The organism is Paraburkholderia kirstenboschensis (genome assembly GCF_032806925.1).
Classification (GTDB): Bacteria; Pseudomonadota; Gammaproteobacteria; order Burkholderiales; family Burkholderiaceae; genus Paraburkholderia; species Paraburkholderia kirstenboschensis.
Genome location: NZ_CP136513.1, coordinates 241,863 through 267,004, shown reverse-complemented (window position 1 = coordinate 267,004; position 25,142 = coordinate 241,863). Strand labels below are relative to the sequence as shown.

Genomic DNA, 25,142 nt, shown 5'->3' with positions numbered 1-25,142 from the left:
CGTCGATGCCCTCCACCGCGCCGCCCTCCAACCCAACCGCTGCCCCAACGGCCGACGCAACCGCCGACCAAACCGCCGCGCCGCCTGGCGAACCGTCCGCAGCGATCGCGTGCGATATTTTCTGCGCGGTGATCGACAATTTCGGCGACATCGGGGTGTGCTGGCGTCTTGCGCGTCAGCTTGCGAGCGAGCACGGGTGGCAAGTGCGCGTCTTCGTCGACGATCTGCACGCGTTCCAGAAACTGTGTCCGTCGCTCGCGCTCGACCGTGCGCGGCAGACTATCGGCGGGATCGTCGTCGAACACTGGCACGCGCCGGCGCATGCGGGCGACACGCTCGAAGTGGCCGACGTGGTGATCGAGGCGTTCGCCTGCGAACTGCCGCCCATCTACGTGGCTGCGATGGCGCAGCGCGAGCGCGCGCCTGTGTGGATCAACCTCGAATATCTGAGCGCCGAGGACTGGGTGGCGGACTTTCACCTGCGGCCGTCGCCGCATCCGCGCTATCCGCTCGTCAAAACGTTCTTCTTTCCGGGTCTCGGACCGGGCACGGGCGGCGTGCTGAAAGAGCGGAATCTGGATGCCGCACGGGCGGCGTTCGAAGCGTCGCTTGCTGCACGAGAAGCGTGGTGGCGGCAAGCCGTGGGACGCACGCCGCCTGTTGGCGCGACCGTCGTTTCACTGTTCGCCTATGAGAACCCGGCAGTCGACAGCATGCTCAAGCAATGGCGCGATGGTGCCGAACCTGTCGTGCTGCTTGTGCCGGAGGGCCGCATCTCCGGCGCGGTTGCGCGCTTTTTCGGACTGCCGGCGTTCGCCGCCGGCACCCATGCCGAGCGCGGCGGATTGAGCGCTCACGGCCTCGCGTTCACCGAACAATCCGGCTACGACGCGCTGCTCTGGGCAAGCGACATCAACTTCGTGCGCGGCGAGGATTCGTTCGTTCGCGCGCAGTGGGCCGCCAGGCCCTTCGTCTGGCACATCTACCCGCAAGCCGACGACGCCCATCTGCCGAAGCTCGACGCCGCGCTTGAGCACTACGGCCGCACGCTTCCCGTCGACGCCCGCGCCGCGCTCGCGCGCTTCTGGCACGCCTGGAATGGCGCCGGCGAGCCGGACTGGGCGGCGATGCGCGACCACTACCCGGCGCTGCAGCGGCGAGCGGTCGAATGGGCCGGCGAACTCGCGGAAGTCGGAGACCTCGCTGGAAATCTGGCCTTGTTCACAAAAAGTCAGTTAAAATAAGCGGTTATCCAACGGCCGACGACGCAAGCGCGGCCCGATCGCAGCAAAAAATCCTGGTTTTAGTTGGCTTTTATCTCCGCCTTCCAGCCCGTTTCCCCGGCATCGAAAGATGCAAATGCGATGCTGTACGCGAGCCGCACGGCGAATGGTGCAGAGGTGGAGAAAAATGCACGTCAGGACACACGCTGCCGACCGGCGCCACTCGTGTACACGCCCGCATCGGGTAAAAAGCAGGTAACGGATTTTGCGGGAATTGCGGAACGCGTCGCATCGGCTACGCCACTGGAACCCTCGCAGCAAGCCAACCACGCTTCATGCATCGCTTATCGCCTGGCCGTTTCATCGCGGCGCGGCGCAAAGCGCAGGAAACGTCGAAGCCGCTTGCGCCGTATGCCGTTGAGCACAAGTTGAAGCTACTTATTTCGTACAGGACAGTTTTATGAAGACCGCACAGGAACTCCGCACCGGCAACGTCGTGATGATCGGCGCAGACGCAATGGTCGTGCAAAAGGCCGAATACAACAAATCGGGCCGCAACTCCGCCGTCGTCAAGATGAAGTTCAAGAACCTGCTGACCGGCGCAGGCATGGAAAGCGTGTACAAGGCAGACGACAAGTTCGACGTCGTCGTGCTCGAGCGCAAGGAAGTGACGTACTCGTACTTCGCCGACCCGATGTACGTGTTCATGGACGCCGACTACAACCAGTATGAAGTCGAAGCCGAAATGATGGGCGACGCGATGAACTACCTCGAAGACGGCATGACTTGCGAAGTCGTGTTCTACAACGAGAAAGCCATCTCCGTCGAACTGCCGACCACGCTGGTCCGCGAAATCATCTACACGGAACCGGCTGTCAAGGGCGACACGTCGTCGGGCAAGGTGCTGAAGAATGCCAAGCTGAACACCGGTTTCGAACTGCAAGTGCCGCTCTTCTGCAACATCGGCGACAAGATCGAAATCGACACGCGTACGCACGAGTACCGTAGCCGCGCATAAGCGCTGCCAAGCCGTTCCGCCAGCGCGACGCAACGCGCGCTGGCAAAAAATGAAAAGCGCCCAATTGGGCGCTTTTTCTTTTTTGTGCCGCCGAGTATCGTTGAGGAAAACTTTACCGGCAATTTTGTCCAAATTTCCGGACGCGTTACCCGATGTTGCCGTCTGCGCCAAAGGTAAGCCCTTGATATGCCGGATCAAACAGCGTTGGCATAGGTCCTGCTAGACACCCCATACCCAATATCTTTCGACTCGGAGATGCGAGATGAATAACGACATCGCTGAAGGCAAGTGGAAGCAACTGGTTGGTAAAGCGAAGGCTGCGTGGGGCGAACTGACCGACGACGAACTAACCAAGGCCGAAGGTCGCGCCGACCGGCTCGCGGGCCTGATTCAGGAACGCTATGGCAAAAGCCGCGAGGACGCGGAGCGCGAAGTACGCCGCTTCTTCGACAGCAATCGGGATCTCTGACAGCAGAAGCGAAGTAAGTGCCGGCGCTCTTGCAGCGTTGCATCGCGGCCGCAGGGATGCCGGTGATCAGAACCAGGCGGGCCGCAACGCTAACCAGCGCGCGGCGAATCGCCCGATCAGATACAGCAAAGGACCAGAACTACGTGAGTCGACTCGCCGCCCGCTTCGCCCGGTGTCATGAATGCCGGGTACCGCGGTCATGCCGACCCGGGCCGCTTTTGCACCACCCGGCTGATGCTGACTTGCGAGGCGACGCATCCGACCGACAGTACCGGCCAGCCATCGTGCCCGCTTCGCCGCGCCGCGGTTCCGGCGCAGCGAAGCGGCTATTTCATCCATTTAAAAAGTTGCGCTCGCCATGCCACACGCTCTGATTGTTGAAGACGACCCCAATAGCCTGTCGGGCCTATCCGCGATTCTTGCCGCGGACGGCTTTTCAGTCGACACCGCGACGACCATCGCCGAAGCGCGAGCCGCGCTGACGCGTTTCATCCCCGACGTCGTTCTGGTCGACCTGAATCTCCCCGACGGCAGCGGGCTCGATCTGTTGCAGCATCTGCCCGCGCAACCGCCAGGCGGCGCGCTGCCCGTCATCGTCATGACCGGCAACGCGACCGTGGAAAGCGCGATCGAGGGCTTGCGGCATGGCATCTGGGACTATCTGCTGAAGCCGGTCAACATTCCGCGCCTGCGCAGTCTGCTTGCGCGAATTCCGCGTCCGTACGAGTTGACTGAAGAAGTGCAGACGCTGCGCGCATCGTTGCGTCAGCTTGGGCGCTTCGGCTCGGTGCTCGGCCGCAGCGGCGCAATGCAGCACGTCTACGACACGATTGAACATATCGCGCCGACCGAAGCAGCCGTGCTGATTTCAGGCGAAGCCGGCACCGGCAAGCAGGTGGCGGCGCGGACGATGCACGACATGAGCCGGCGCCGCAAAGGCCCGTTCGTCACGCTCGATTGCCGGAGCGCGGCCGCCACAACGCAGCTGCAATCGCTGGATAGCGTGCTGTTCGGCCACGAACGCGGCGCGTTCGGCGGCGCCGATCAGCGCGAGCCGGGCCTCTTCGAGCAGGCGAGCGGCGGGACACTTTTCATCGACGAAATCGCCGAGTTGCCCCGCGCGCAGCAGGAAGCACTGCTGCGCGCGCTCGATTCGCAGACCTTCATGCGGGTCGGCGGCACGAGTCAGGTGGTGACCGACTTCCGGTTGATCGCGTCGACGCGCAAGGCGCCGCGCGCTGCGGTCGCGGACGGCAGTCTGCATGAAGACCTCGCGCTGCGTCTCGAAGCCGCAGCGGTGACGCTGCCGCCGTTGCGCGAGCGCGGCGAAGACCCGGCGCTGATCGCGCAGGCGATTGTCGACGAACTGAATCACGACGCCGCCGCGCGCGGCGCGTCCGATGTCGCCAAGCAGCTCGGGCCCAACTTCCTGCGCGAGTGTCTGACGTACGAATGGCCCGGCAACGTGCGCGAGTTGCAGGACCGGGTGCGGCGCGCGTACCACGCGTCGGGCGATGTGCTCGAGTCGTTGCGCGCCGACGAAGCCGGCTCGGTCAACGGTCGCGATCTGAATGGCAGCCGCGTTCAGGTCACGGTCGGCACCCCGCTCGCCGATGTCGAAGAAATGCTGATTCGCGCGACGCTCGACGCGGTAGGCGGTACACGCCATCGGGCGGCGTCGCTGCTGGGAATCAGCCCGAAGACGCTGTACAACAAGCTGCAACGGATGCGGCTGAACTAAGCTCCCTCTTCCGCTTTGCGCGTCGAAGCGCTCGCAAAGCGGACCGGGGAGGCGCACGTGCGCGCGTGCGCATGACCAATGAACAACGGCGCCTGAAGCGAGGCGCCGTTGCTTTATCTACTGTCTACGCGCGCCGCTCAGGCGAACACGCTGCGCAGCAAAGCCTGCGCTTGCAGATATCGCGGCTCCGCCACCAGCTTGCTCCACTTGAGCGCCTTGTCGCGCGGGCGCATGCGCTTCACCCGCTGCCGCGATTCCTTCGATGGCGTGAAGCGCAGTTCGTCCAGCACCTTTTCGGCCTGTTCTGGCTGATTGCAGATCAGCACCATGTCGCAACCGGCCTGCAGCGCCGCAGTCGCGCCTTCGGTGAGCGTGCCGCCCTGGCGCGCGGCTTCCATCGACAGGTCGTCGCTAAAAATGGCGCCCTCGAAGCGCAGTTTGCCGCGCAGAATTTCCTGCAGCCAGACGCGCGAAAAGCCCGCCGGCTTCGAGTCGACTCGCGGATAGACCACGTGCGCGGGAATCACCGAGCCGAGCGACAGCCCAAGCCAGTCATACGGCGCGACGTCCTCGCGCAGAATCTCGTCAAGCGAGCGTTCGTCGACGGGCATCGCCACGTGCGAATCCGCGTGCGCAAAACCATGCCCCGGAAAGTGTTTGCCGCAATTGCTCATGCCGGCGAGCGCGAGACCGTGGTTGAGGCTTTTCGCGAGCATCGTCACGACGCGCGGATCGCTATGAAACGCGCGATCGCCGATTACCTGCGACTGGCCGTAGTTCAGATCGAGCACCGGCGTAAAGCTCATGTCGATGTCGCAGGCGCGCAACTCGGAAGCGAGGATATAGCCGACCGCGGTCGTGACCTTGGTGGCATGCAGAACGTCGCTGTCCCATAGCGCGCCGAGCTTGCCCATTGCCGGAAGCACCGTGAAGCCGTCGGTCCGGAAGCGCTGCACGCGTCCGCCTTCGTGGTCGACCGCGATCAGCAGGTCCTCTCGAATCGCGCGGATCGAGTCGGTCAGCGCAATCAGTTGCGCCCGGCTCTCGTAGTGGCGCGCGAACAGAATCACGCCGCCGGTCATCGGATGGGCGAGGCGACGCTTGTCGTCGTCGTTCAGCGTTTTGCCGACGACGTCGAGCATCACCGGTCCGGGATTGGTTTTCATTGAATTCCGCTTGAAGATTGCGTGGAGCAAGGAGAGACGCGACCGCGCGGGCCGCATTCACGATTATTTCTATCTAGCCGCAGCTCACAGGTTGGAGCCGTTCGCCTCTTCTGCTTGCGCACTTTCGGCAATCACGAACGACACCGCGTAATCGCGCTCGTCGGTGATCGTGACGCGCGCCGTGATGCCGCGCGCCTCGAGCCATTCGGCCAACTCGCCGGAGGCGACCACCATGGGCTCGCCGCTCGGCTTGTTGAGCGTTTGTAGCGCGCGCCATGTCATGGGCCAGTGCATGCCGAGACCGATCGCCTTCGAAAAGGCCTCCTTCGCCGAGAATCTCGTGGCGAGGAACGCGAGCCCGCGCGCGGCCGAACGAGCGTTGCGTGCGTGATAGACACGCAGCTCGTCGGGACCGAGCACCTTCTCGGCAAAGCGGCCTTTGGTGCGCGTCATGACCGCCGCGACGCGACTCACCTGAACGATGTCTGTACCGATTCCGTAGATCGCCATATGGGGGCCGGTCCGTTACGCACGTGCGCCGAGACGCGCGGCGACCATGATCGCCTTCATCTCGCGCACCGCGTTGTCCCAGCCCGCGAAAATCGCATGCGCGACGATCGCGTGACCGATATTCAGCTCGACGATGCCGTCGATCGCCGCGATCTGCTGGACGTTCGTGTAGTGCAAGCCGTGGCCGGCGTTCACCTTGATACCGAGCGTCGCGCCAAAGTCGACCGCGCGAACCACGCGCTCATATTCGCGCTGTTGTTCGGCTGGATCATGCGCCTCGGCATAACGTCCGGTGTGCAGTTCGATTACCGGCGCGCCGGCTTCGTGTGCTGCACGGATCTGCGTCTCGTCCGGATCGATGAAGAGCGACACGCGCGAGTTCGCGTCGGCCAGTTGCCGGCACGCGGCGCGCACGGCCTCGAACTGACCGGCGACGTCCAGACCGCCTTCGGTGGTCAATTCCTGGCGCTTTTCCGGCACGAGGCAAACGTCATGCGGCTTTACTTCGCAGGCGATGTCGAGCATCTCCTGCGTGACCGCGCATTCGAGGTTCATCCGCGTCTTGAGCAGCGGACGCAGCGCGCGCACGTCGGCGTCGACGATATGGCGGCGATCTTCACGCAAATGCAACGTGATGGCGTCGGCGCCTGCCTCCTCGGCCATCAACGCGGCGCGGATCGGGTCGGGGTAAGAGGTGCCGCGCGCGTTGCGCAGCGTGGCGACGTGATCGATGTTCACGCCGAGATCAATCACATTCGGCGACGTTAGAAAGAAGCTCATAAGTTCTGCAAGTCGATCAGGATCTGGCGCGTCGCGAGCGGCGTGCCGCCAAGGTAAGTGTTGAGCAGAAAGCGCATCAGCGTTTTGCTTTGCGCCACGGTCTGCGCCCGATGGTAATCGTCCTTTTCCATATCGAGCAAGGTTTGACCCGCGATCACCGGCCACTGCGCGGGCAGATCGTCGGACGCTTCGCGCACGCCGCGCTCGGGATCGAACACGTAACGGCTGCCAGCCTCTACCGCTTTGCGCGCGACCGTGCGATCGAGCGCCATCGCATAACCGGTTTCGCGCAGCAGAACGCGCTCGAACGAACGCAGCACCTGGACCGGCGGCTCGTCGTGCGCGAGACGCGTCATGGTGACGACATAGTGATGGAACAGTTGCGGATGCGGATCTTCGCGCGCGCAGAACTTCACGAGGAGTTCATTCACGTAGAAGCCGCACAGCAGCGCGTCGCCCGTGAGAGGCAACATGCCGCCAACCCATTCTGCACCGGTCAGCGTGCGCACCTCGCCCCTGCCGGACCACGACAACGCGAGCGGCTGAAACGTCTGCAACACGCCGCGCAACGCGGAGTGCGGACGCTTCGCGCCCTTGGCGACGAGCGCGAGGCGACCGTGATCGCGCGACAGCACGTCGATGATCAGACTCGTCTCGCGATACGGATAGCTATGCAGAACGAAGGCGGGCTGCTCGGCGATCCGGTATTCGGAAGCCGAAGCGGAACTGCGCGAGGGCCTGCGAGCCGGCGCCTTGCGCGGCGCGTCACCGGGACCCGTGTCGGACGTGCTTTTAGTGGAAGATTTGCGGCTAACGCGAGCCGGCTTTGACGGCTCGCGCGACAGCGCGGCCGGCTCCGAGTCGTCCGGATCCGCGTCGGAATTCAGCGTGACCCACGCGTCATTCGTACCCATACGCACGAAGTCCCGCTTCGTTGTCGGCCCAACCGCTCTTCACCTTGATGAAGGTTTCCAGATATATGGGTCCGTCGAACAGCTTCTCCATGTCGAGGCGCGCCTCGGTGCTGATCTGCTTCAGCTTCGCACCCTTCTGGCCGATGATCATGGCCTTGTGCGTGTCGCGCTCGACGAGGATCGTCGCGAAGATGCGGCGCAGGCGTCCTTCGGTTTCGAATTTGTCGATCAGCACGGTGCTCGTGTACGGCAGTTCGTCGCCGGTCCAGCGGAAAACTTTCTCGCGCAGAATCTCGGCCGCGAGAAAGCGCTCGCTGCGATCGGTGAGATCGTCTTCGCCGTAGATCGGTGCGCCTTCCGGTAGATACGGCTTGACGGTGGCCATCAGACGCTTGATGTCGTCCGGATTCTTGGCCGACAGCGGCACGATCTCGCTGAACTGGCGCAGCGCGCTGACCTGCTGCATGAACGGAAATAGCGAGTCTTTGTCCGACACACGATCAAGCTTGTTTGCGATCAGCAGCGTGGGCACAGAAGGCGGAATCAGGTCGAGCACCTTCTGGTCGTCCGGGCCGAAACGGCCGGCTTCGATTACGAACAGAATCGTATCGACGGAAGTCAGCGTGGAGGTCACCGCGCGGTTCAGCGAACGGTTCAGCGCGCCGCTGTGCTTGGTCTGAAAACCGGGCGTGTCGACGAAAATGTATTGGACGTCTTCGAGCGTATGAATGCCGGTGATGCGATGGCGCGTAGTCTGCGCCTTGCGCGACGTGATGCTGACTTTCTGGCCGACCAGCGCGTTCATCAGCGTGGATTTGCCGACGTTCGGGCGGCCGACGATCGCGACCATGCCGCAGCGGAAACCAGTGGGAGTGGGAGCGTTCATATTGGGCTACGGCAGGTTCGGATAGACGCGCTCGGGTGGCGCGCCGGGGCAATCAATGGCCCGCGTCGGCGACGCGCGTTTGTACCGCGTCGGCTACGCCGGGTTCGTTTTCGGTGGGGGCCGCAGTGCTCGTCGCGGGCGATACCGCGTCGGGCGCCGGTTCGCGAGTGCGGTGCGGTTTGTCCACGCCGCGGAGGGCGGCGGACTCTGCCTTCGGTTCAGCGGGCTTGGGCTCGGCGGGGCCGGAGTTGACGGGTTTTGCCTCGACGGCTTTAGGTTCGGCTGCTTTCGGCTCGGCGGCTTTCGGTTCGGCCGCCTTGGCTTCGGCCGACTTCGCGTCCAGCTTGTCCGCCAGCTTGTCCCCCGCCAATTTTTCCGCGGATTTGTCGCCGGGCTGTGCCGCGGCTTTGTCCGGTTTCTCGAACTTTTCCGCCCTGTCGGCTTTCTCCAGCCTCTCGCCCTTATCGGCGCGTTCGACTCTTTCCGGTGCGCTGTACTCGACGTGCGCCGCGCGAATCACCGCCAACGGCGCAGCCGCAACCGCGACCGCCAACGGGCTGCGTTCCGCTGCGGGCTCTGTCGCGGACGTTAGCCGCGGTTCGCCTCTAGCCGCGCCGCGCTCGTTCTTGCGATCCGGACTGCGCAGGTCGAGCGCGGTTTGGACGCCAGTCACGCCGGGGACTATCTCGAGCTCGGCGTTTTTAGCTGCGCGGGCGCCTTTTGAGCGCTTCGACTTGCCGACCACTGCCGGCGCGGCGGCGAGAACCTCATCGAGCGCTTTTTTGGCTGCGGCCTGCTCAGCCGCCCGCCGACTGGCCCCAGAGCCAGAGACCTTCACGTCCAGCTTCGGTACCGTACATTCGACTTCGAATTGCTGATTGTGCGCCGCACCATGCGTGGCCACGACGGTGTAAGTGGGCAACGCGATCTTGTGACCTTGCAGATATTCCTGCAAAAGCGTCTTGGCATCTTTGCCGAGCGTGCGCGGGTCAATGTGATCGAGGATTGGCACGTACAGGCGCTTGATGACCGTCTGGGCGGCTTCGAAGCCGCCGTCGAGAAACACTGCACCCAGCACCGCTTCAAGCGTGTCAGCAAGGATTGACGGTCTACGGAAGCCGCCGCTGCGCAGTTCGCCTTCGCCGAGCCGCAGTCCTTCGGAGATATTCAGGGCCTGAGCGATTTCGTAAAGCGATTGCTGTTTGACCAGATTGGCGCGGACTCGAGACAGGTCGCCTTCGTCCAGCTTTCCGAAACGTTGGAACAAAAGCGCAGCCACCGCGCAATTCAGAACGGAATCGCCTAGAAATTCGAGCCGTTCGTTGTGCGTGGAACTGTGACTGCGGTGTGTTAAAGCCTGGCGCAGCAATTCCGCATTGCGAAATTCGTAGCGCAGACGGCTTTCCAACGGAGATGAGGGCATGGGCAGAGTATAACGCGGGCGCCGGGCCGGGCGAAAACGCGGCCGGCCCGACGGAAAAAGCGTGGTGAAGCGACGTTAGCGGAGTTTCTTAATGTGGCGATAACGCGCTGCCGCCCACAGGGTCGTTCACGTGATCGCTGATCTTCGATAAGCGATCACGTTCGCAGCGTGTCATGCAGTGGGCGCAAAACTTACTGGAATGAGCCGATGCGCTTGAGATTGCTGAAGTTCATCCAGATGAAAAACGCGCGGCCGACGATATTCTTGTCTGGCGCAAAACCCCAGTAACGGCTGTCCGCACTGTTATCGCGATTGTCGCCCATCATGAAGTAGTTGCCCGGCGGCACTTTGCAAATCACGCCGCGCGCGTTGTACGTGCAGTTGTCGCGATACGGATAATCTTCTGCGCCGACGATAAACGGCGGCACCGCGGGATTGTTCAAGATTGCGTTCTTGCGGCCGTCCAGATTTTCCTCGAACTGTTTCGCATAGCCAAGACGCTCTTCGTCGAGATAATCGGGCAGCGGCGTTTCAGGCACCGGCTTGCCGTTGATGGTCAGTTGCTTGTCCTGATACGCAATCGTGTCGCCCGGCAAGCCGATCACGCGTTTGATGTAGTCGACCGACTCGTCTTTCGGATAGCGGAACACCACCACGTCGCCGCGCTCGAGCGGCCGGCCCTTTGTGATTTTCGTATTGACGATCGGCAGACGGATACCGTAATCGAATTTATTGACGAGGATGAAGTCGCCCACCAGCAGCGTTGGCACCATTGAGCCGGACGGAATCTTGAACGGCTCGACGACAAACGAGCGCACCACGAAAACCACCAGAATCACCGGAAAAAAGCTCGCGGAATACTCGAGCCACCACGGTTGACGCAGCTTGTCGTCACGCAGACGCGCGCGCGTTTGCGCGGCGTTTTCGTCGGCGAAACGCTCGCCGATGCGTGCTTGCTGACGGTCGAACTCGGCGACCGCGGCTTCCGCCGCGCGCCGCCGTTGCGGCATGAACACCAGTTTGTCTGCGACCCATGCGACGCCCGTCAAAACGACGAGCACAAAAAGAATTAGCGCAAAATTCATAGGGTTCCGTTGTTCGTCTTATTTGTCTTCGACACGCAGGATGGCGAGGAAAGCCTCTTGCGGAATCTCGACGGACCCCACTTGCTTCATTCGCTTCTTGCCTGCCTTCTGCTTTTCCAGCAGCTTTTTCTTACGTGAAATATCGCCGCCGTAGCATTTTGCCAGCACGTTCTTACGCAATGCTTTAATGTTTTCGCGCGCGATGATATTCGAGCCAATCGTGGCCTGAATCGCAACGTCGTACATCTGGCGCGGAATCAGTTCGCGCATTTTCGCCGCTACTTCGCGGCCGCGATATTGGCTCTGCGAACGGTGCACGATGACCGACAGCGCGTCCACCTTGTCGCCGTTGATCAGCATGTCGACCTTCACGACGTCGGACGCGCGATATTCCTTGAACTCGTAATCCATCGACGCGTAACCGCGCGAGATCGATTTCAGACGATCGAAGAAATCGAGCACGACCTCGCCCATCGGGATCTCATAGGTCAACTGCACCTGACGGCCGTGATACTGCATGTTGATCTGGTTGCCGCGCTTTTGCGTACACAGCGTGATCACCGAGCCGACGTAATCTTGCGGCATGTATAGGTTCACGGTGACGATCGGCTCGCGCACTTCTTCGATCTTCGAAGGTTCCGGCATCTTGGCCGGATTTTCGACCATGATGGTTGTGCCATCGCGTTGCAGGACTTCGTACACGACGGTCGGCGCCGTGGTGATCAGGTCCATGTCGAACTCGCGTTCGAGACGTTCCTGCACGATCTCCATATGCAGCAGACCGAGGAAGCCGCAACGGAAACCGAAACCGAGCGCCTGCGAAACTTCGGGCTCGTATTGCAGCGACGCGTCGTTCAGCTTGAGCTTTTCAAGCGAGTCGCGCAGCGCATCGTACTGGTTTGCTTCAACCGGATAGAGGCCGGCAAACACTTGCGGCTTCACTTCCTTGAAGCCCGGCAATGGCTCGGCAGCCGGACGGTTCACCAGCGTGACGGTGTCGCCCACCTTCGCCGCGGCCAATTCCTTGATGCCGGCGATGATGAAACCCACCTGCCCGGCCGACAACGATTCCAGATTCTTCGACTTCGGCGTGAACACGCCGATGTGTTCGACCGGATACTGCGCGCCGGTCGCCATCATGCGGATTTTGTCCTTCGGACGCAGCGTGCCGTTGACGATACGCACGAGCATCACGACGCCGACGTAGTTGTCGAACCACGAGTCGATGATGAGCGCCTGCAGCGGCGCTTCAGGATCGCCCTTCGGCGGCGGCACTTTCGCGATCAACGCTTCGAGCACGTCTTCCACGCCTTGACCCGTCTTGGCGCTGCAATGCGTGGCGTCGGTTGCGTCGATACCGATCACGTCTTCGATCTCGGCGATCGCGTTCTCGGGGTTCGCGGCGGGCAAATCGATCTTGTTGAGTACCGGAATAACGTCGACGCCGAGTTCGATTGCCGTATAGCAGTTGGCGACTGTTTGCGCCTCCACGCCCTGGCTTGCGTCGACAACCAGCAGCGCGCCTTCGCACGCGGACAGCGAGCGGCTGACTTCATACGAGAAGTCGACGTGGCCCGGCGTGTCGATCATGTTAAGGTTGTAGACCTGGCCGTCGCGGGCGCGATAGGTCAGGGCCGCAGTCTGTGCCTTGATAGTGATGCCGCGCTCGCGCTCGAGATCCATCGAGTCGAGCACCTGGGCTTCCATCTCGCGGTCGGACAAGCCACCGCAAATCTGGATGATGCGATCGGCAAGCGTCGACTTGCCATGGTCGATGTGCGCAATGATCGAAAAGTTACGAATATGATCCATTCAGTACCGATCAAGCAAAAAAGGCGCGCTCGGACAATAGCGGAGCACGCCTTGTAAGTAGGTGAAAAACTTATCTATTTTAGCCGAAAAGGCCGGCTCCCGGCGCATCTTGCAGGGCCTGGATCCTGAGACGGCCCGTGAAAGACCGGGACGCGGGGTTTGAGCCGACACTGACTCGCCGTTTGACTCCGCGTTTGACTCGCGGGTTGACTCCGCGTTTGACTAGAGCTTTAGGCTCGACCTTAGGGCTCGATCTTTGACCCCGCTTTCGACTCGCGCCAACAAGCACTCGCGCCGATTTCCAGCAAGCCGACCGGCTCAGGAAGCCGCGGCGGTGCGGGCAGCTAACGCGCCACGCACCCGCGATTCGTCGAGATGGTAGTGACAAAGCTCGATTCCGTCGCACAACAGGACGGGCACCAGCTCGTTGTAGCGGGCTTCGAGCGAGGGATCGCTGTCGACGTCAACGACTTCTACTTGCGCGCCGAACTCGGCCAGCAATGGCTCGAGCGCGGCGCGCATGTCGTCGCACAAGTGGCACCACACGCGCGCATAGAGCGTGAGCCGCGCCGCCGTTGTCATTTCTGCGCGCTGCGCGGGCGAATCGGCACGAACTGCGTGTTCTCGCCGCGACGCACCAGCAGCGCGACCATCTTCTGCGAGTCCAGATGCGAGGTCAGTTCGTCGAACTGCTTCGCGCTCGTGATGTCCGTGTCGCCCACACGCAGGACGATGTCGCCCTTTTGCAGGCCGACGCGTGCCGCCTGACCGTCCGCGGCGTCGATCTGCACACCGTTGCGCAGTTTCAGCGCCTTCAGTTGATCGGCCGGGATGTCGCTGACGGCCAGGCCGAGCGCGTTCGTGGCGCGTTGCTTCGGCGCCTGTGGCTTGCGCTGATCGGCCTTTGCGGTCTTGTCCGGCTGCATCTCGGCGATCGTGACCGGCAGCTCGCGCGTTTGGCCCTTGCGCCAGACTGTAATGGTCGCCTTCGTGCCCGGCTTGGTATCGCCGACCATGCGCGGCAAGTCGGTCGCGGTATCGACCGAATGGCCGTTGAACTTCAGGATGATGTCGCCTGGCTGCACGCCTGCCTTGTCCGCCGGACCGCCCGGCTCGACGCTGCTGACGAGCGCGCCCTGCGACTTCGGCAGGCCGAGCGAATCAGCGACGTCTTTGGTCACTTCGCCGATCGCCACCGCGATCCGGCCGCGTACCACCTTGCCCGAAGCCTTCAACTGATCGGCCACGCGCATTGCTTCGTCGATCGGAATCGCGAACGAAATACCCATGAAGCCGCCGGTGCGGCTGTAGATCTGCGAGTTGATGCCGATTACTTCGCCCTGCATGTTGATGAGCGGTCCACCCGAATTGCCTGGATTGACGGCTACGTCGGTCTGGATGAACGGCAGATAGTCGCCCGTGTCACGCCCTTTAGCGCTGACGATGCCGGCCGTCACCGTGTTTTCCAGTCCGAACGGCGAGCCGATTGCGACCACCCACTCGCCCACGCGAACCTTGTTCGAGTCGCCGATGGTGATGGTCGGCAGATTCGCCGCGCTGATCTTCACGACCGCGACGTCCGTGCGATCGTCCACGCCGATGAGCTTCGCCTTGAATTCGCGCTTGTCCGTGAGCGTGACGTAAATGGTGTCCGCGTCGTCGATGACGTGCGCGTTGGTCATCACGTAGCCGTCCGCCGACAGGATGAAGCCCGAGCCGACGCCGCTGTTCTGTTCGGGATCGTTGCTGTCCGGCGTGTCCTGACTCCCGCCGCTTCCGCCATTGCCACCATTGTCGCCGCCGCGCGGCACGCCGGGCGATTGTGGCGACTGCGGCATGGGAATGCCAAAAAAGCGCCGGAAGAACTCCGACATGTCGCCGTCGTCCATGCCGGGCGGCAAGCCGCCGCGTGTGCCACTGTTCGTCACGCGCGTGGTCGTGCGAATGTTGACGACCGCCGGACCGACTTTGTCGACGAGGTCGGTGAAGTCGGGCAGATTGGCTGCGGAGGCCGCTGACGCCGTATGCGGTGCGAACGGCAAACATGCCGCCACCACCGCGGCCGCGAGGAATTTGCGCACCGAGAAAGTCGTCATATCGTAGGAAGCCGAGGGATTCAGGATTCGGAGGATTACTTCGGAGCCTTGTATTCTATGGCAGACGCGAATTGCTGCAACGTGGTCTGGGGCACTTCTCCGAGCAGGGTAATCCAGAAGTCACCGCGGCGCTTGACTAGTACGTGCGTAGCGCCGCTACTGCCCGCGCCTTCCTTGCGCGTGTTGTTTTCGACCGGCTCGATGAACACGGAGATCGCGGCGAGACCGTCGGAGAATACGGCCTGATCCACGGGAATGGTCGGCTGGCCTGCTTCGCGTGCCGCCATTGGACGGCGCAGTTCACGGATCTTGCGAAAGCCCGGCACCGTCACTCCGAACTGCCAGCCTTGCGCGGCCATATCTACCGGCTCGATCGGCGGATGCACCACTGTCCAGCCAGCGGTATTGCGAATACCGTTGACAATGCCCGCCTTGTCGACGGGCACTCCGATGCGAATCTGCGAGAACGACAGTTGCTCGAGCACCTGACCGTTCGGATCGAGCGTTTGTGCGCGCAGCAGCAGGCCGGTTTTCTTGTCGGCCCACAGTTTGTAAGCAAAGCGGTAGGCGTCTTTCGGATCGAGCTCGATTACCTGACTTTCGATGCCGGCAACGCGGTCGTCGCCGAGTAGTTTCGGCTCGTACACCGACAGCACCTGCTCGCCGCTTACGGCAAGCAGCGCGGGGAACGAGTCTTTGTTCTGGCGCTTTTCGACAACGCACAAATGCCGTTCCGGCACAAACGTATAAAGCTCGTCGTTATGACGAAGCATTTTGCGCGGCTTGCCGTCGAGGCTTTCCAGCTGCTCGAATTCGCCGTCTGCCTTGGTCGCATAGTGCGCGATCCGCGAGGTCTGGACGAAATTGCCCCGCTGATAGACGAACGCGCCTTCGTAGTTCTGTTGCTGCGCGGCCTGATGGATGCGATCCAGCAGATCGGCAGCGGTGCGGCGGGCGACGAGCGGATCGTCGGTTTGTGCAAAAACCCGCGGTGTAGCGGACAACAACACGGCTGCGCAGAACAGAAATGCCGGCAGCCGCCCCCAGATAGTCGTTATATTCAACCGCGGAGTCTGCATCAAACTATTGGCCTTGCGTAGAGACTGCAGCAGCGCGAATCAGCGGCATTGAGCCCGGCATGACGGGTTGCTGCGCGAACTGCTGATGAGCTTCGAGATACTGGTCGAGACCCGCGTCGCGAATGATATTCGCGTCTTGCGCGACCGGCATGACATTAGCGCCCGGCACCGACGCCATTGCAACCTTCTGCACCGCGTCGCCGTGCGAGGAAACCGAGGCGACCTGCGTCGCGCCTGGCCCGCCGGGTACGCCCTGCAGTTGCGGCACGACGATCCACGTTAGCGTGGCTGCCGCGGCAGCCACCGCGAAGGCCGGCACCACCCGGCGACGCAGCGCCAGCAGACGGCGCGTGACGGGTATGGCTGCGGGCGCGAGCAAATGCGGCTCGCTTTCCAGGCGCGCGGCGAATCCGCTAAGGAATGCGCTGCTCGCCGCGGAACCGACCACAAGATCGTCGGAACGTAACGCGTCGCCGATCAGGTGATAGCTGGACCACGCGGCGCGATCTTCGCCGTCCAGCTCGGACAGAAACTTGTCCAGATTCAGATGCTCTTCGCCGAACAGCTCACCGTCGACAAAAGCGGACAGACGCTCGCCGCGCGAGCTGGCTTGCGATTGCATCGAGACTGACCCCATGATGCTCCCCATCTTACAAAGACCCCGTAGTGACACCACTAATCAGATATTGCACCCGCGCCCCGTTCAGCGTGCTAGTGACTTACCAGCGCTTGCCTTCAGGTGTGTCAAGCAACGGACGCAATTTTGCCGCAATGGCTTCGCGAGCGCGGAAAATTCGCGATCTGACGGTGCCGATTGGGCAGCCCATCATCTCAGCGATTTCCTCGTAACTCAAACCTTCAATTTCACGAAGAGTAATGGCGGTACGCAGCTCTTCCGGTAAAACCGCCATTGCAGCATTGACCGTCTCAGCGATCTGCTTGCTCATCAACATCGACTCAGGCGTGTTGATATCCCTTAGTTGGTCGGCGTCCGAGAAAGTTTCAGCTTCTTCAGCATCTGCTTCGGTCGAAGTCGGCGCACGCCGGCCTTGGGTCGCAAGGTAGTTCTTTGCCGTGTTGACCGCAATCCGGTACAACCACGTATAAAAAGCCGATTCCCCGCGAAATTGCGGCAACGCCCGATACGCCTTGATGAAAGCGTCTTGCGCAACGTCTTCCACTTCGGCGGGGTCGCGCACGAGGCGCGAGATCAGCCGGAGAATTTTGCGGTGGTATTTGGAGACCAGAAGCTCGAAGGCGGCCTTGTCGCCCTTCTGGACGCGCTCGACCAGCACCTGATCAATTTCTTTTTCGCTCACCTGATAAATCCGTTAACTATAGGGCGCATGACGGGGGCACCATTGTAGCGTTCCCGTCGACGAGGCACGTTACGGAGGTCATGGCGCCCGGTAACAGCGGTTACAGTCGTTACAGTCACGCGCCGGCGCGGCGCCGCCCGCGCACCGCCAATTCGCGGAAAACGGCTGGCGACACAGTGTCGGCGGGGACAAGAAGCGTTTGGCGGCGGCCTTCGTCCGGGGTCACTGCGAGCACCAGCAAACGGTCGCTCCAGTGCGCGCAGCCGGCGATTCGACCGTGTACGAGCAGTTTTCCGGCCCGGCCCCACACAGAAATGCCCTCGCGCCCAATTCTCAGCGCCACCGGCTGCGCCCGATCGTGCCTCACCGCGCAAAGCGTGAGGAGCGCAAACACGGCAAGCGTCAACGGGACCGCCTGCCATGCAGTGAGCCACGACGCCATGCAGCTATAAACCGCACACGACGCCGTCGCCACGAAAGCAGCCAACGCAACGCGCATCGCGAAGGAACGCCGCAGCACGATTTGCTGTGACGTTCCTTCGGAGATGGCCGTATCACGGAAAAGCGCCGGCAAAGCCGGCGCCGTTGGCTGGCGCGTCACCCGTTGCGAGGGATCAGGCGCGCTTGAAGACGAGCGTACCGTTCGTGCCGCCGAACCCGAACGAGTTCTTCAGCGCGACGTCGATCTTCATCTCCCGTGCGGTGTTGGCACAGTAGTCCAGATCGCACTCGGGGTCCTGGTTGAAGATGTTGATCGTGGGCGGAGACACCTGATGGTGAACAGCCAGCACGGTGAACACCGACTCGAGACCGCCGGCGCCGCCGAGCAGGTGACCCGTCATCGACTTGGTCGAATTCACGACGATGTCTTTGGCATGGTCGCCGAACGCCCGCTTGATGCCGGTTGTCTCAGCCAGATCGCCGAGCGGCGTGGACGTGCCGTGCGCGTTCAGGTAGTTGACCTGATCGGCGTTGATGCCCGCGTTCTTCATGGCCGCAAGCATGCAGCGGCGCGCGCCGTCGCCGTCTTCGAGCGGTGCGGTCATGTGATAGGCGTCGCCGCTCATCCCATAGCCGCCGACTTCGGCGTAAATCTTCGCGCCGCGAGCCTTCGCATGCTCGTACTCTTCGAGCACCATCACGCCGGCGCCTTCGCCGAGCACAAAACCGTCGCGATCCTTGTCCCACGGACGGCTTGCCGTCGCCGGGTCGTCATTGCGTTGCGACAGCGCGCGCGCCGCCGCAAAGCCGCCGATGCCGAGCGGCGACACCGTCGATTCCGCACCGCCGGCGATCATCACGTCTGCGTCGCCGTATTCGATCAGGCGCGAAGCCTCGCCGATACAGTGCAAACCCGTTGTACATGCGGTGACGATGGCGAGATTCGGACCCTTGATGCCGAACTTGATCGACAGGTGCCCGGAGATCATGTTGATGATCGACGCCGGCACGAAGAACGGAGAAATGCGGCGCGGGCCGCGATTGAGCAGTTCGGTTTGCGTGACCTCGATCATCGGCAGACCGCCGATGCCCGAACCGACCACGACGCCGATACGCTCCGAATTCTCGTCGGTGACTTCCAGGCCGCTGTCCTGCATCGCCTGGATGCCGGCGGCCACGCCGTAATGGATGAACGTGTCCATGTGGCGCGCTTCCTTACCGGGGATGTAGTCCTCGATATTGAAGCCCTTCACCTCGCCGGCGAAACGAGTCGAGAAGTTCGACGCGTCGAACTTCGTAATATTGGCAATACCCGACTTGCCGGCGACCAGATTGGCCCAGCCGTCGGCAACATTATTGCCAACAGGCGAAATCAGCCCCAGGCCTGTAACAACAACACGACGGCGGCTCACGGTAACCCCTTTTTCATAGATGACAAAAACAAAAACCACAGCGGCCACAGGAACCTGACCCGTGTACCCTGTGGCTGTTAAGTCGGCAATCGCGCTGAAGAATGCGCTGTCAACATCGCTGGCTCCTGCACGGCACACCTCGCAGCAAAAAATGGCAACCCCGCTGGCGTCGGCAACCGACACGGCAGGGCGTCATACGCCGCTAACGCATAAACGCAGGCGCGAATGACCTTAGGCCTTGACGTTCGCGCGAGCGTAGTCGATCGCTTGCTGAACGGTGGTGATCTTCTCGGCTTCTTCATCCGGAATTTCCATGCCGAATTCGTCTTCGAGGGCCATCACGAGTTCAACCGTGTCCAGCGAGTCGGCGCCGAGGTCGTTCACGAACGAAGCTTCGTTCTTGATTTCCGCTTCGGCCACGCCCAGTTGTTCTGCGACGATCTTCTTGACGCGCTGTTCGATATTGTCCATTACCCCTCCAAGGGAAAGAAGTTCAAAAATACAGGTGCGCGCATTTTATCAGGTTTGACCCGGCAAAAAAGCGGCGCATCAGGTTGCTGTCAAGGCATGCGCCTTACGCGTTTGCAAACGCATCAAGGCGCGGATAGTAACCGAATTTGGTTACGACATGTACATTCCGCCGTTCACATGCATCGTCGTGCCGGTGATGTAACCTGCTTGCGGCGACGCGAGGAATGCAACAGCGTGTGCGATATCTTCCGGGCTGCCGAGACGGCCCAGCGGAATCTGCGTTTTCAGCGCCGTTTGCTGCTCTTCTGGCAACGTGCGCGTCATGTCCGTATCGATGAAACCGGGCGCCACGCAATTCACGGTAATGCCACGGCTGCCGATCTCGCGTGCAAGCGCGCGAGTCATGCCGGCCACGCCTGCTTTCGCCGCGGCGTAGTTGATCTGCCCAGGGTTGCCCGCCGAACCGACCACCGACGTGATGTTGATGATACGGCCGCCCTTCGCCTTCATCATGGGACGCAGCACCGCGCGCGACAGACGGAACACCGACTTCAAATTGGTGTCGATCACTGCGTCCCAGTCGTCGTCCTTCATACGCATGGCCAGTTGGTCCTGCGTGATGCCGGCATTGTTCACGAGCACATGCAGCGCGCCGAATTCCTTCACCGTGCTTTCGATCAGCGCTTCGGCAGCAGCAGCGTCGTTTACATCCAGCACCGAGCCGCGCCCGCTCACGCCGGCCGCGTTGAACGCTTCGCTGATCGCCGCCGCGCCGCTTTCGCTGGTCGCCGTGCCGATCACCGTTGCGCCCTGGCGCGCGAGCTCCATGGCGATGGCGCGGCCAATGCCGCGCGAGGCGCCCGTTACGATTGCGATCTGCTTGTCGAGATTCTTTTCCATCTGTCGGTCCGAATGCCCTTCGGAGGGCTGATTGATTGCTGATGCCTGTTGCTGTCTTTGCGATGCAGCGCTCAGCCTGCCGTTACGAGCTTGAGCGTTTCTTCGAGAGAAGCGGGATCGAACACGGACGCGCCGACCAGATTGCCGTCGATACGCTTCGTGAGGCCCGCAAGGACCTTGCCCGGCCCGCATTCGACGACGTGCGTAACGCCTTGAGCCGCCATGGCTTGCACGCTTTCAACCCAGCGCACCGCGCCAGCCGCCTGACGCACCAGTGCGTCTTTGATCTGCGCCGGCTCGTTCACGATGGCGACGTCGACATTATTGATCACCGGAATCGACGGCACCTGGACGTTCACGCTCGCCAGGTACTCGCGCAATTGATCCGACGCCGGCTTCAGCAGCGACGAATGGAACGGCGCCGATACCGGCAGCGGCAACGCGCGCTTCGCGCCCTTGGCCTTCGCCACTTCACAGGCCTTTTCGACCGCTGCCTTGTGGCCTGCGATCACGACCTGAGCAGGCGCGTTGAAATTGACCGCTTCGACGACGCCCGTGGCCGCCGCTTCGGCGCAAACAGCGCGCACGGTGTCGTCGTCAAGACCGAGAATCGCCGCCATGCCGCCTTCGCCGACGGGCACCGCCGTTTGCATCGCCTGGGCGCGGAAACGCACGAGCGGCACGGCATCGCGAAACGCGATCGCGCCAGCCGCGACCAGCGCCGTGTATTCGCCGAGACTATGACCCGCGACGATTGCCGGCGCGGGGCCGCCCGCCTGCTGCCACGCGCGATAGATCGCGTAGGCCGCGGTCAGCATGACCGGCTGTGTGTTCGTAGTGAGATTCAGATCTTCGGCCGGACCTTCGGCGATCAGCTTGCCGAGGTCCTGATTGAGCGCGTCGGACGCTTCCTGAACTGTCTCGCGCACAACCACATGGTCGGCGAACGCGTTGAGCATGCCGACCGATTGCGAACCCTGTCCGGGAAAAACGAACGCAAATTTCATATCGTCCTCAAAATCGATTTAGTCAGATGTGAGGTGCGCGCGGCCGGAAAGCACGCGGCGCAAGGGCGCGTGAATGCCCTGCCTGAAGTCGGTCTGCTTAGTAGCGAATGACCGACGCGCCCCACGTAAAGCCGCCGCCGACGCCTTCGATCAGCACGTTCTGGCCGCGCTTGATGCGACCGTCGCGGACCGCGACGTCGAGTGCGAGCGGAATGGACGCAGCCGACGTATTGCCGTGCTCGCCCACCGTGACGACCATGCGTTCCTGCGGCAAGCCGAGCTTGCGGCAAGTGCTCTGCATGATGCGAATGTTGGCCTGATGCGGAATCAGCCAGTCGATCTGGTCAGCGGAAAGATTCGCTTTTTCGAGTGCCTCGACCGCGACCTTCTCCAGCACGTTGACAGCCAGCTTGAACACCGCCTGCCCGTCCATATGCAGGAACGCGCTGCCGGCGATCACGCCGCCGTTCACGTTGCCCGGCGTGCACAGGATGTTCGAGTGACTGCCGTCTGCGTGCAATGCGCTCGCAAGTACGCCCGGCTCTTCCGACGCCTGCAGGATCACCGCGCCGGCGCCGTCGCCAAACAGCACGCACGTGGTGCGGTCATTGAAATCGAGAATGCGCGAAAAGGTCTCCGCGCCGATCACGAGTGCCGTGCGATGCTGGCCGCCGCGAATCAGACTGTCCGCCATAGCCACCGCGTAAGCAAAGCCGGAGCAGACGGCCTGCACGTCGAAAGCCGCGCCGTGATTCTTGATACCGAGCTTGTTTTGCAACAGGCACGCCGTGCTCGGGAACACGAAGTCAGGCGTGGAAGTGGCAACAATGATCAGATCAATGGATTGCGGGTCGATGTCCGCCGCTTCGATCGCACGCAGCGACGCGAACTTCGCTAGGTCGCTGGTCGTGACATCGGGATCCGCGAAGTGACGTGCATGGATGCCCGTGCGGGCTACGATCCACTCGTCGCTCGTTTCGACGCCTTGCTTCGCCAGACGCTCGGCGAGGTCCTGATTGGTGACGCGCGCGGGCGGCAGATAGCTGCCGGTGCCGAGGACGCGGGAATAAATTGTCGATTGAGCCATTATGCCTTCGAGGATTGCGCAGCGTAGGGCTCGGCCGGCTGGCCTGCGATGGGGCTTGCGTGACCCGCACCGCTTGCGTCGCGCGCTGCCTGTTCAAGAGAACCCGCGTTCTCTTCCATCGCTTGCGCAAGGCGCTCCAGCACGCCGTTTTTGACGGCATCATACCCGCGTTTGATAGCCCACTCAAACGCGTAGGCATCCGCTGAGCCGTGGCTCTTGATCACCAGTCCGCGCAGGCCGAGCAGCGCTGCACCATTATATTGCCGATGATCGACACGCTTCTTGAAGCGCATCAACACGGGCAACGCGAGCACGGCCATCACTTTGGTGAGCCACGAACGCCCGAACTCTTCCTTGATGATGTTCGACAGCATTTGCGCGAGACCTTCAGAGGTCTTCAGCGCCACGTTGCCCACGAAACCATCGCACACGATCACGTCGACCGTGCCCTTGAAGATGTCGTTGCCTTCCACGTTGCCGTGGAAATTGAGCGTACTCGCACGCAGCAACTCCCCGGCGCGTTTAATCGTGTCATTGCCCTTGATGACTTCTTCGCCGATGTTCAGGAGCCCAATGGTGGGCCGCTCGCGGCCTTCCAGCGCCGACACGAGCGCGTGCCCCATCTCCGCGAATTGCAGCAAATGCTGCGGCTCGCAGTCGACGTTGGCGCCCAGGTCGAGCATCATGGTGTAGCCGTTGGGGTTCGGCAAGGCGGACGCAATTGCCGGGCGCTCGATACCCGACAGCGTTTTCAGCACATAACGCGAAACCGCCATCAGTGCGCCGGTGTTGCCGGCGGAAACGCAGGCTTGCGCCTCGCCTTCCTTGACGCGATTCAGCGCAACGCGCATGGATGAATCTTTTTTCTTGCGCAGCGCGACTTCGACCGGGTCGTCCATCGCGACGATCTCGGTAGCGGAGACGACCGTCAGCGCCGGCAGGTCCTGAGCCTTCAACTTCTTCAGCTGCGCACGAATCGCACTTTCAATGCCGACGAGCAGCAATTGCGCGTCGGGATGCGAACGAACGAAGTTGACGGCAGCGGGAACGGTCACGGACGGGCCGTGGTCGCCTCCCATGCAATCTATCGTGAGCTTTACTGTCATGGAGTGCGGCGAATTTCAGGCGCTCTGCATGAGATCGCAGTAAGCGCTGAAGCTGCAACTGCGATCGACACAAAAAAGCGGCAAACGAATGCCGCCTTTTTGCCGAGCCGGGAAAATGTCAAGCGAGCTGATCGCCACGCGGAACGCCGGTTGGCGTAACGCAGTGAAACGATTAGTCGTTCTTCGTCTTGACGACTTTCTTGCCGCGATAGTAGCCGTTCGGGCTAACGTGGTGACGCAGATGCACTTCGCCCGTGCTCGGCTCGACGGCCAGCGGCGCTGCCGTCAGGAAATCGTGCGAACGGTGCATGCCGCGCTTCGACGGCGACTTCTTGTTTTGTTGAACTGCCATGACTAACTCCTAAAAATTTTCCGAATTCTAACACAGCCCGACCCGGTGTCCGCCATTGGCCGAATGGCCAATGCGCCCGCATCGCGCTCCTATGCAACTGTTCAATGCTTCTTGTCGCCCGGCTCACCGCGCTTGAGACTTTCGAGCGCCGCGAACGGATTCGGCCGCTCGGGCTCACCGCCCTCACCTGCTTCGTCCAACGGGGCTTCGTCGCCCTCGCCTTCGGCACCGGCCACACCCGAGACGAGACTCTCGTGCACCTCGGGACAAACCTCATGCTTGGGCACGAGCGGCAAGGAAAGCAGCAACTCTTCTTCGATCAAGTCGATGAGATCGAACTGGCGTGAGCCCACAATCACTTCGACTTCATCCTCGTCGAGCGGAAACTCTTCGGCTTCCGCCTCAGTGTTGACGATCCGATAAGTTGCGTCGACGTTGAACGCCTGCGAATACGGTGTCATGCACCGCTGACATTCGAGCCATGCAGCGCCGTGGATCGCCAACCTCAAGTAAGGTTGAGGACCCTCGGTGCCGTCGTCCTGCAATTCCGGCTGCGTCGCCCCTTCGGCTTGCCACGTGAACGCGGTGTCGCGCTCTGGCGCTTCTGCCGGGACTTCGTTTAACATGCGCGGCAGTTGCGAGACGCGCACGACACCCGCGGCCTGCCGTCCACTCCGCGCAAATTCAAACAGATCGAGTTCATGCGGGTCAGGCAGACCTGCAGGTTTGCCAGGATGTTGAGTCATGTGCGCTCCTGCGTCGGCAATGATTTCGCCGGTTAAAACACCCGTAAAACACCCGTAAGTCACTGGGTAAATCAGTCCGCGAGAAGGCCCGCGAAACTT

The 25,142-nt window shown here is 62.0% G+C and carries 26 protein-coding genes; 4 read left to right on the top strand and 22 right to left on the bottom strand.

What is annotated here, in order from left to right:
- Nucleotides 1-5 precede the first annotated feature (5 nt).
- The 4 genes from earP to RW095_RS23870 all read left to right on the top strand — a co-directional run bounded on the left by earP (nt 6) and on the right by RW095_RS23870 (nt 4,451).
- Nucleotides 6-1,244, top strand: coding sequence for an elongation factor P maturation arginine rhamnosyltransferase EarP (gene earP, locus RW095_RS23885; protein WP_317021426.1), 1,239 nt, complete (start codon nt 6-8; stop codon nt 1,242-1,244).
- Between the two features lie 439 nt (nt 1,245-1,683).
- Nucleotides 1,684-2,241 (top strand): elongation factor P, encoded by a 558-nt coding sequence (efp, locus tag RW095_RS23880; RefSeq protein WP_020069404.1) that lies wholly within the window; start codon nt 1,684-1,686, stop codon nt 2,239-2,241.
- Nucleotides 2,242-2,503: 262 nt separating this feature from the next.
- Nucleotides 2,504-2,710: a CsbD family protein gene (locus RW095_RS23875; protein ID WP_317021425.1), complete on the top strand. Its 207-nt coding sequence runs from the start codon at nt 2,504-2,506 to the stop codon at nt 2,708-2,710.
- A 358-nt stretch (nt 2,711-3,068) separates the two neighbouring features.
- Nucleotides 3,069-4,451 (top strand): sigma-54-dependent transcriptional regulator, encoded by a 1,383-nt coding sequence (locus RW095_RS23870; RefSeq protein WP_317021424.1) that lies wholly within the window; start codon nt 3,069-3,071, stop codon nt 4,449-4,451.
- 137 nt (nt 4,452-4,588) lie between these two features.
- On the opposite strand, the gene nagZ is transcribed toward RW095_RS23870, so the two are convergent.
- From nagZ to RW095_RS23760, 22 genes are all read right to left on the bottom strand, one after another.
- Nucleotides 4,589-5,617: a beta-N-acetylhexosaminidase gene (nagZ, locus tag RW095_RS23865; protein WP_317021423.1), complete on the bottom strand. Its 1,029-nt coding sequence runs from the start codon at nt 5,615-5,617 to the stop codon at nt 4,589-4,591.
- 84 nt (nt 5,618-5,701) lie between these two features.
- Complete coding sequence (acpS, locus tag RW095_RS23860) at nt 5,702-6,127, bottom strand: holo-ACP synthase (protein ID WP_128588913.1); 426 nt, start codon at nt 6,125-6,127, stop codon at nt 5,702-5,704.
- A 15-nt stretch (nt 6,128-6,142) separates the two neighbouring features.
- Nucleotides 6,143-6,907 (bottom strand): pyridoxine 5'-phosphate synthase, encoded by a 765-nt coding sequence (gene pdxJ / locus RW095_RS23855; RefSeq protein ID WP_317021422.1) that lies wholly within the window; start codon nt 6,905-6,907, stop codon nt 6,143-6,145.
- Nucleotides 6,904-7,821, bottom strand: a complete 918-nt coding sequence (recO, locus tag RW095_RS23850) for a DNA repair protein RecO (RefSeq protein WP_317021421.1) — start codon at nt 7,819-7,821, stop codon at nt 6,904-6,906. Before recO ends, pdxJ begins: the two co-directional genes overlap by 4 nt.
- Nucleotides 7,808-8,707, bottom strand: coding sequence for a GTPase Era (era, locus tag RW095_RS23845; RefSeq protein WP_027776490.1), 900 nt, complete (start codon nt 8,705-8,707; stop codon nt 7,808-7,810). Before era ends, recO begins: the two co-directional genes overlap by 14 nt.
- Before the next feature lie 52 nt (nt 8,708-8,759).
- A complete protein-coding gene (gene rnc / locus RW095_RS23840; RefSeq protein ID WP_317021420.1) occupies nt 8,760-10,130 on the bottom strand; it encodes a ribonuclease III in 1,371 nt (456 codons plus the stop codon).
- A 191-nt stretch (nt 10,131-10,321) separates the two neighbouring features.
- Nucleotides 10,322-11,215, bottom strand: a complete 894-nt coding sequence (lepB, locus tag RW095_RS23835; RefSeq protein WP_317021419.1) for a signal peptidase I — start codon at nt 11,213-11,215, stop codon at nt 10,322-10,324.
- An 18-nt stretch (nt 11,216-11,233) separates the two neighbouring features.
- Nucleotides 11,234-13,027, bottom strand: a complete 1,794-nt coding sequence (gene lepA, locus RW095_RS23830) for a translation elongation factor 4 (RefSeq protein ID WP_317021418.1) — start codon at nt 13,025-13,027, stop codon at nt 11,234-11,236.
- A gap of 318 nt (nt 13,028-13,345) precedes the next feature.
- A complete protein-coding gene (locus RW095_RS23825) occupies nt 13,346-13,609 on the bottom strand; it encodes a glutaredoxin family protein (protein ID WP_317021417.1) in 264 nt (87 codons plus the stop codon).
- Entirely contained in the window at nt 13,606-15,123 is a 1,518-nt protein-coding gene (locus RW095_RS23820; protein ID WP_317021416.1) for a DegQ family serine endoprotease, read from the bottom strand. Before RW095_RS23820 ends, RW095_RS23825 begins: the two co-directional genes overlap by 4 nt.
- Nucleotides 15,124-15,158: 35 nt before the next feature.
- A complete protein-coding gene (locus RW095_RS23815; protein WP_317021415.1) occupies nt 15,159-16,202 on the bottom strand; it encodes a MucB/RseB C-terminal domain-containing protein in 1,044 nt (347 codons plus the stop codon).
- Nucleotides 16,203-16,206: 4 nt separating this feature from the next.
- Nucleotides 16,207-16,839 (bottom strand): sigma-E factor negative regulatory protein, encoded by a 633-nt coding sequence (locus RW095_RS23810; protein ID WP_317021414.1) that lies wholly within the window; start codon nt 16,837-16,839, stop codon nt 16,207-16,209.
- Nucleotides 16,840-16,921: 82 nt separating this feature from the next.
- The gene (gene rpoE / locus RW095_RS23805; protein WP_006051939.1) at nt 16,922-17,521 is read right to left on the bottom strand and encodes an RNA polymerase sigma factor RpoE; all 600 of its coding nucleotides are present in this window, start codon (nt 17,519-17,521) and stop codon (nt 16,922-16,924) included.
- A gap of 115 nt (nt 17,522-17,636) precedes the next feature.
- Entirely contained in the window at nt 17,637-18,020 is a 384-nt protein-coding gene (locus tag RW095_RS23800) for a protein YgfX (protein WP_394365215.1), read from the bottom strand.
- Nucleotides 18,021-18,135: 115 nt separating this feature from the next.
- Nucleotides 18,136-19,374 (bottom strand): beta-ketoacyl-ACP synthase II, encoded by a 1,239-nt coding sequence (gene fabF, locus RW095_RS23795; RefSeq protein WP_020069388.1) that lies wholly within the window; start codon nt 19,372-19,374, stop codon nt 18,136-18,138.
- Nucleotides 19,375-19,605: 231 nt separating this feature from the next.
- A complete protein-coding gene (gene acpP / locus RW095_RS23790; RefSeq protein WP_004197638.1) occupies nt 19,606-19,845 on the bottom strand; it encodes an acyl carrier protein in 240 nt (79 codons plus the stop codon).
- Between the two features lie 150 nt (nt 19,846-19,995).
- Nucleotides 19,996-20,745: a 3-oxoacyl-ACP reductase FabG gene (gene fabG / locus RW095_RS23785; RefSeq protein ID WP_317021413.1), complete on the bottom strand. Its 750-nt coding sequence runs from the start codon at nt 20,743-20,745 to the stop codon at nt 19,996-19,998.
- Nucleotides 20,746-20,816: 71 nt separating this feature from the next.
- Entirely contained in the window at nt 20,817-21,752 is a 936-nt protein-coding gene (gene fabD, locus RW095_RS23780; protein ID WP_317021412.1) for an ACP S-malonyltransferase, read from the bottom strand.
- Nucleotides 21,753-21,849: 97 nt separating this feature from the next.
- On the bottom strand, nt 21,850-22,839 hold the full coding sequence (locus RW095_RS23775) for a beta-ketoacyl-ACP synthase III (protein ID WP_128588343.1): 990 nt from the start codon (nt 22,837-22,839) through the stop codon (nt 21,850-21,852).
- Nucleotides 22,839-23,945: a phosphate acyltransferase PlsX gene (plsX, locus tag RW095_RS23770; RefSeq protein ID WP_317021411.1), complete on the bottom strand. Its 1,107-nt coding sequence runs from the start codon at nt 23,943-23,945 to the stop codon at nt 22,839-22,841. The genes RW095_RS23775 and plsX overlap by 1 nt, the downstream gene beginning before the upstream one ends.
- 172 nt (nt 23,946-24,117) lie before the next feature.
- Nucleotides 24,118-24,297 (bottom strand): 50S ribosomal protein L32, encoded by a 180-nt coding sequence (rpmF, locus tag RW095_RS23765; protein ID WP_006051932.1) that lies wholly within the window; start codon nt 24,295-24,297, stop codon nt 24,118-24,120.
- Between the two features lie 101 nt (nt 24,298-24,398).
- The gene (locus tag RW095_RS23760; RefSeq protein WP_317021410.1) at nt 24,399-25,043 is read right to left on the bottom strand and encodes a DUF177 domain-containing protein; all 645 of its coding nucleotides are present in this window, start codon (nt 25,041-25,043) and stop codon (nt 24,399-24,401) included.
- Nucleotides 25,044-25,142: the final 99 nt, after the last annotated feature.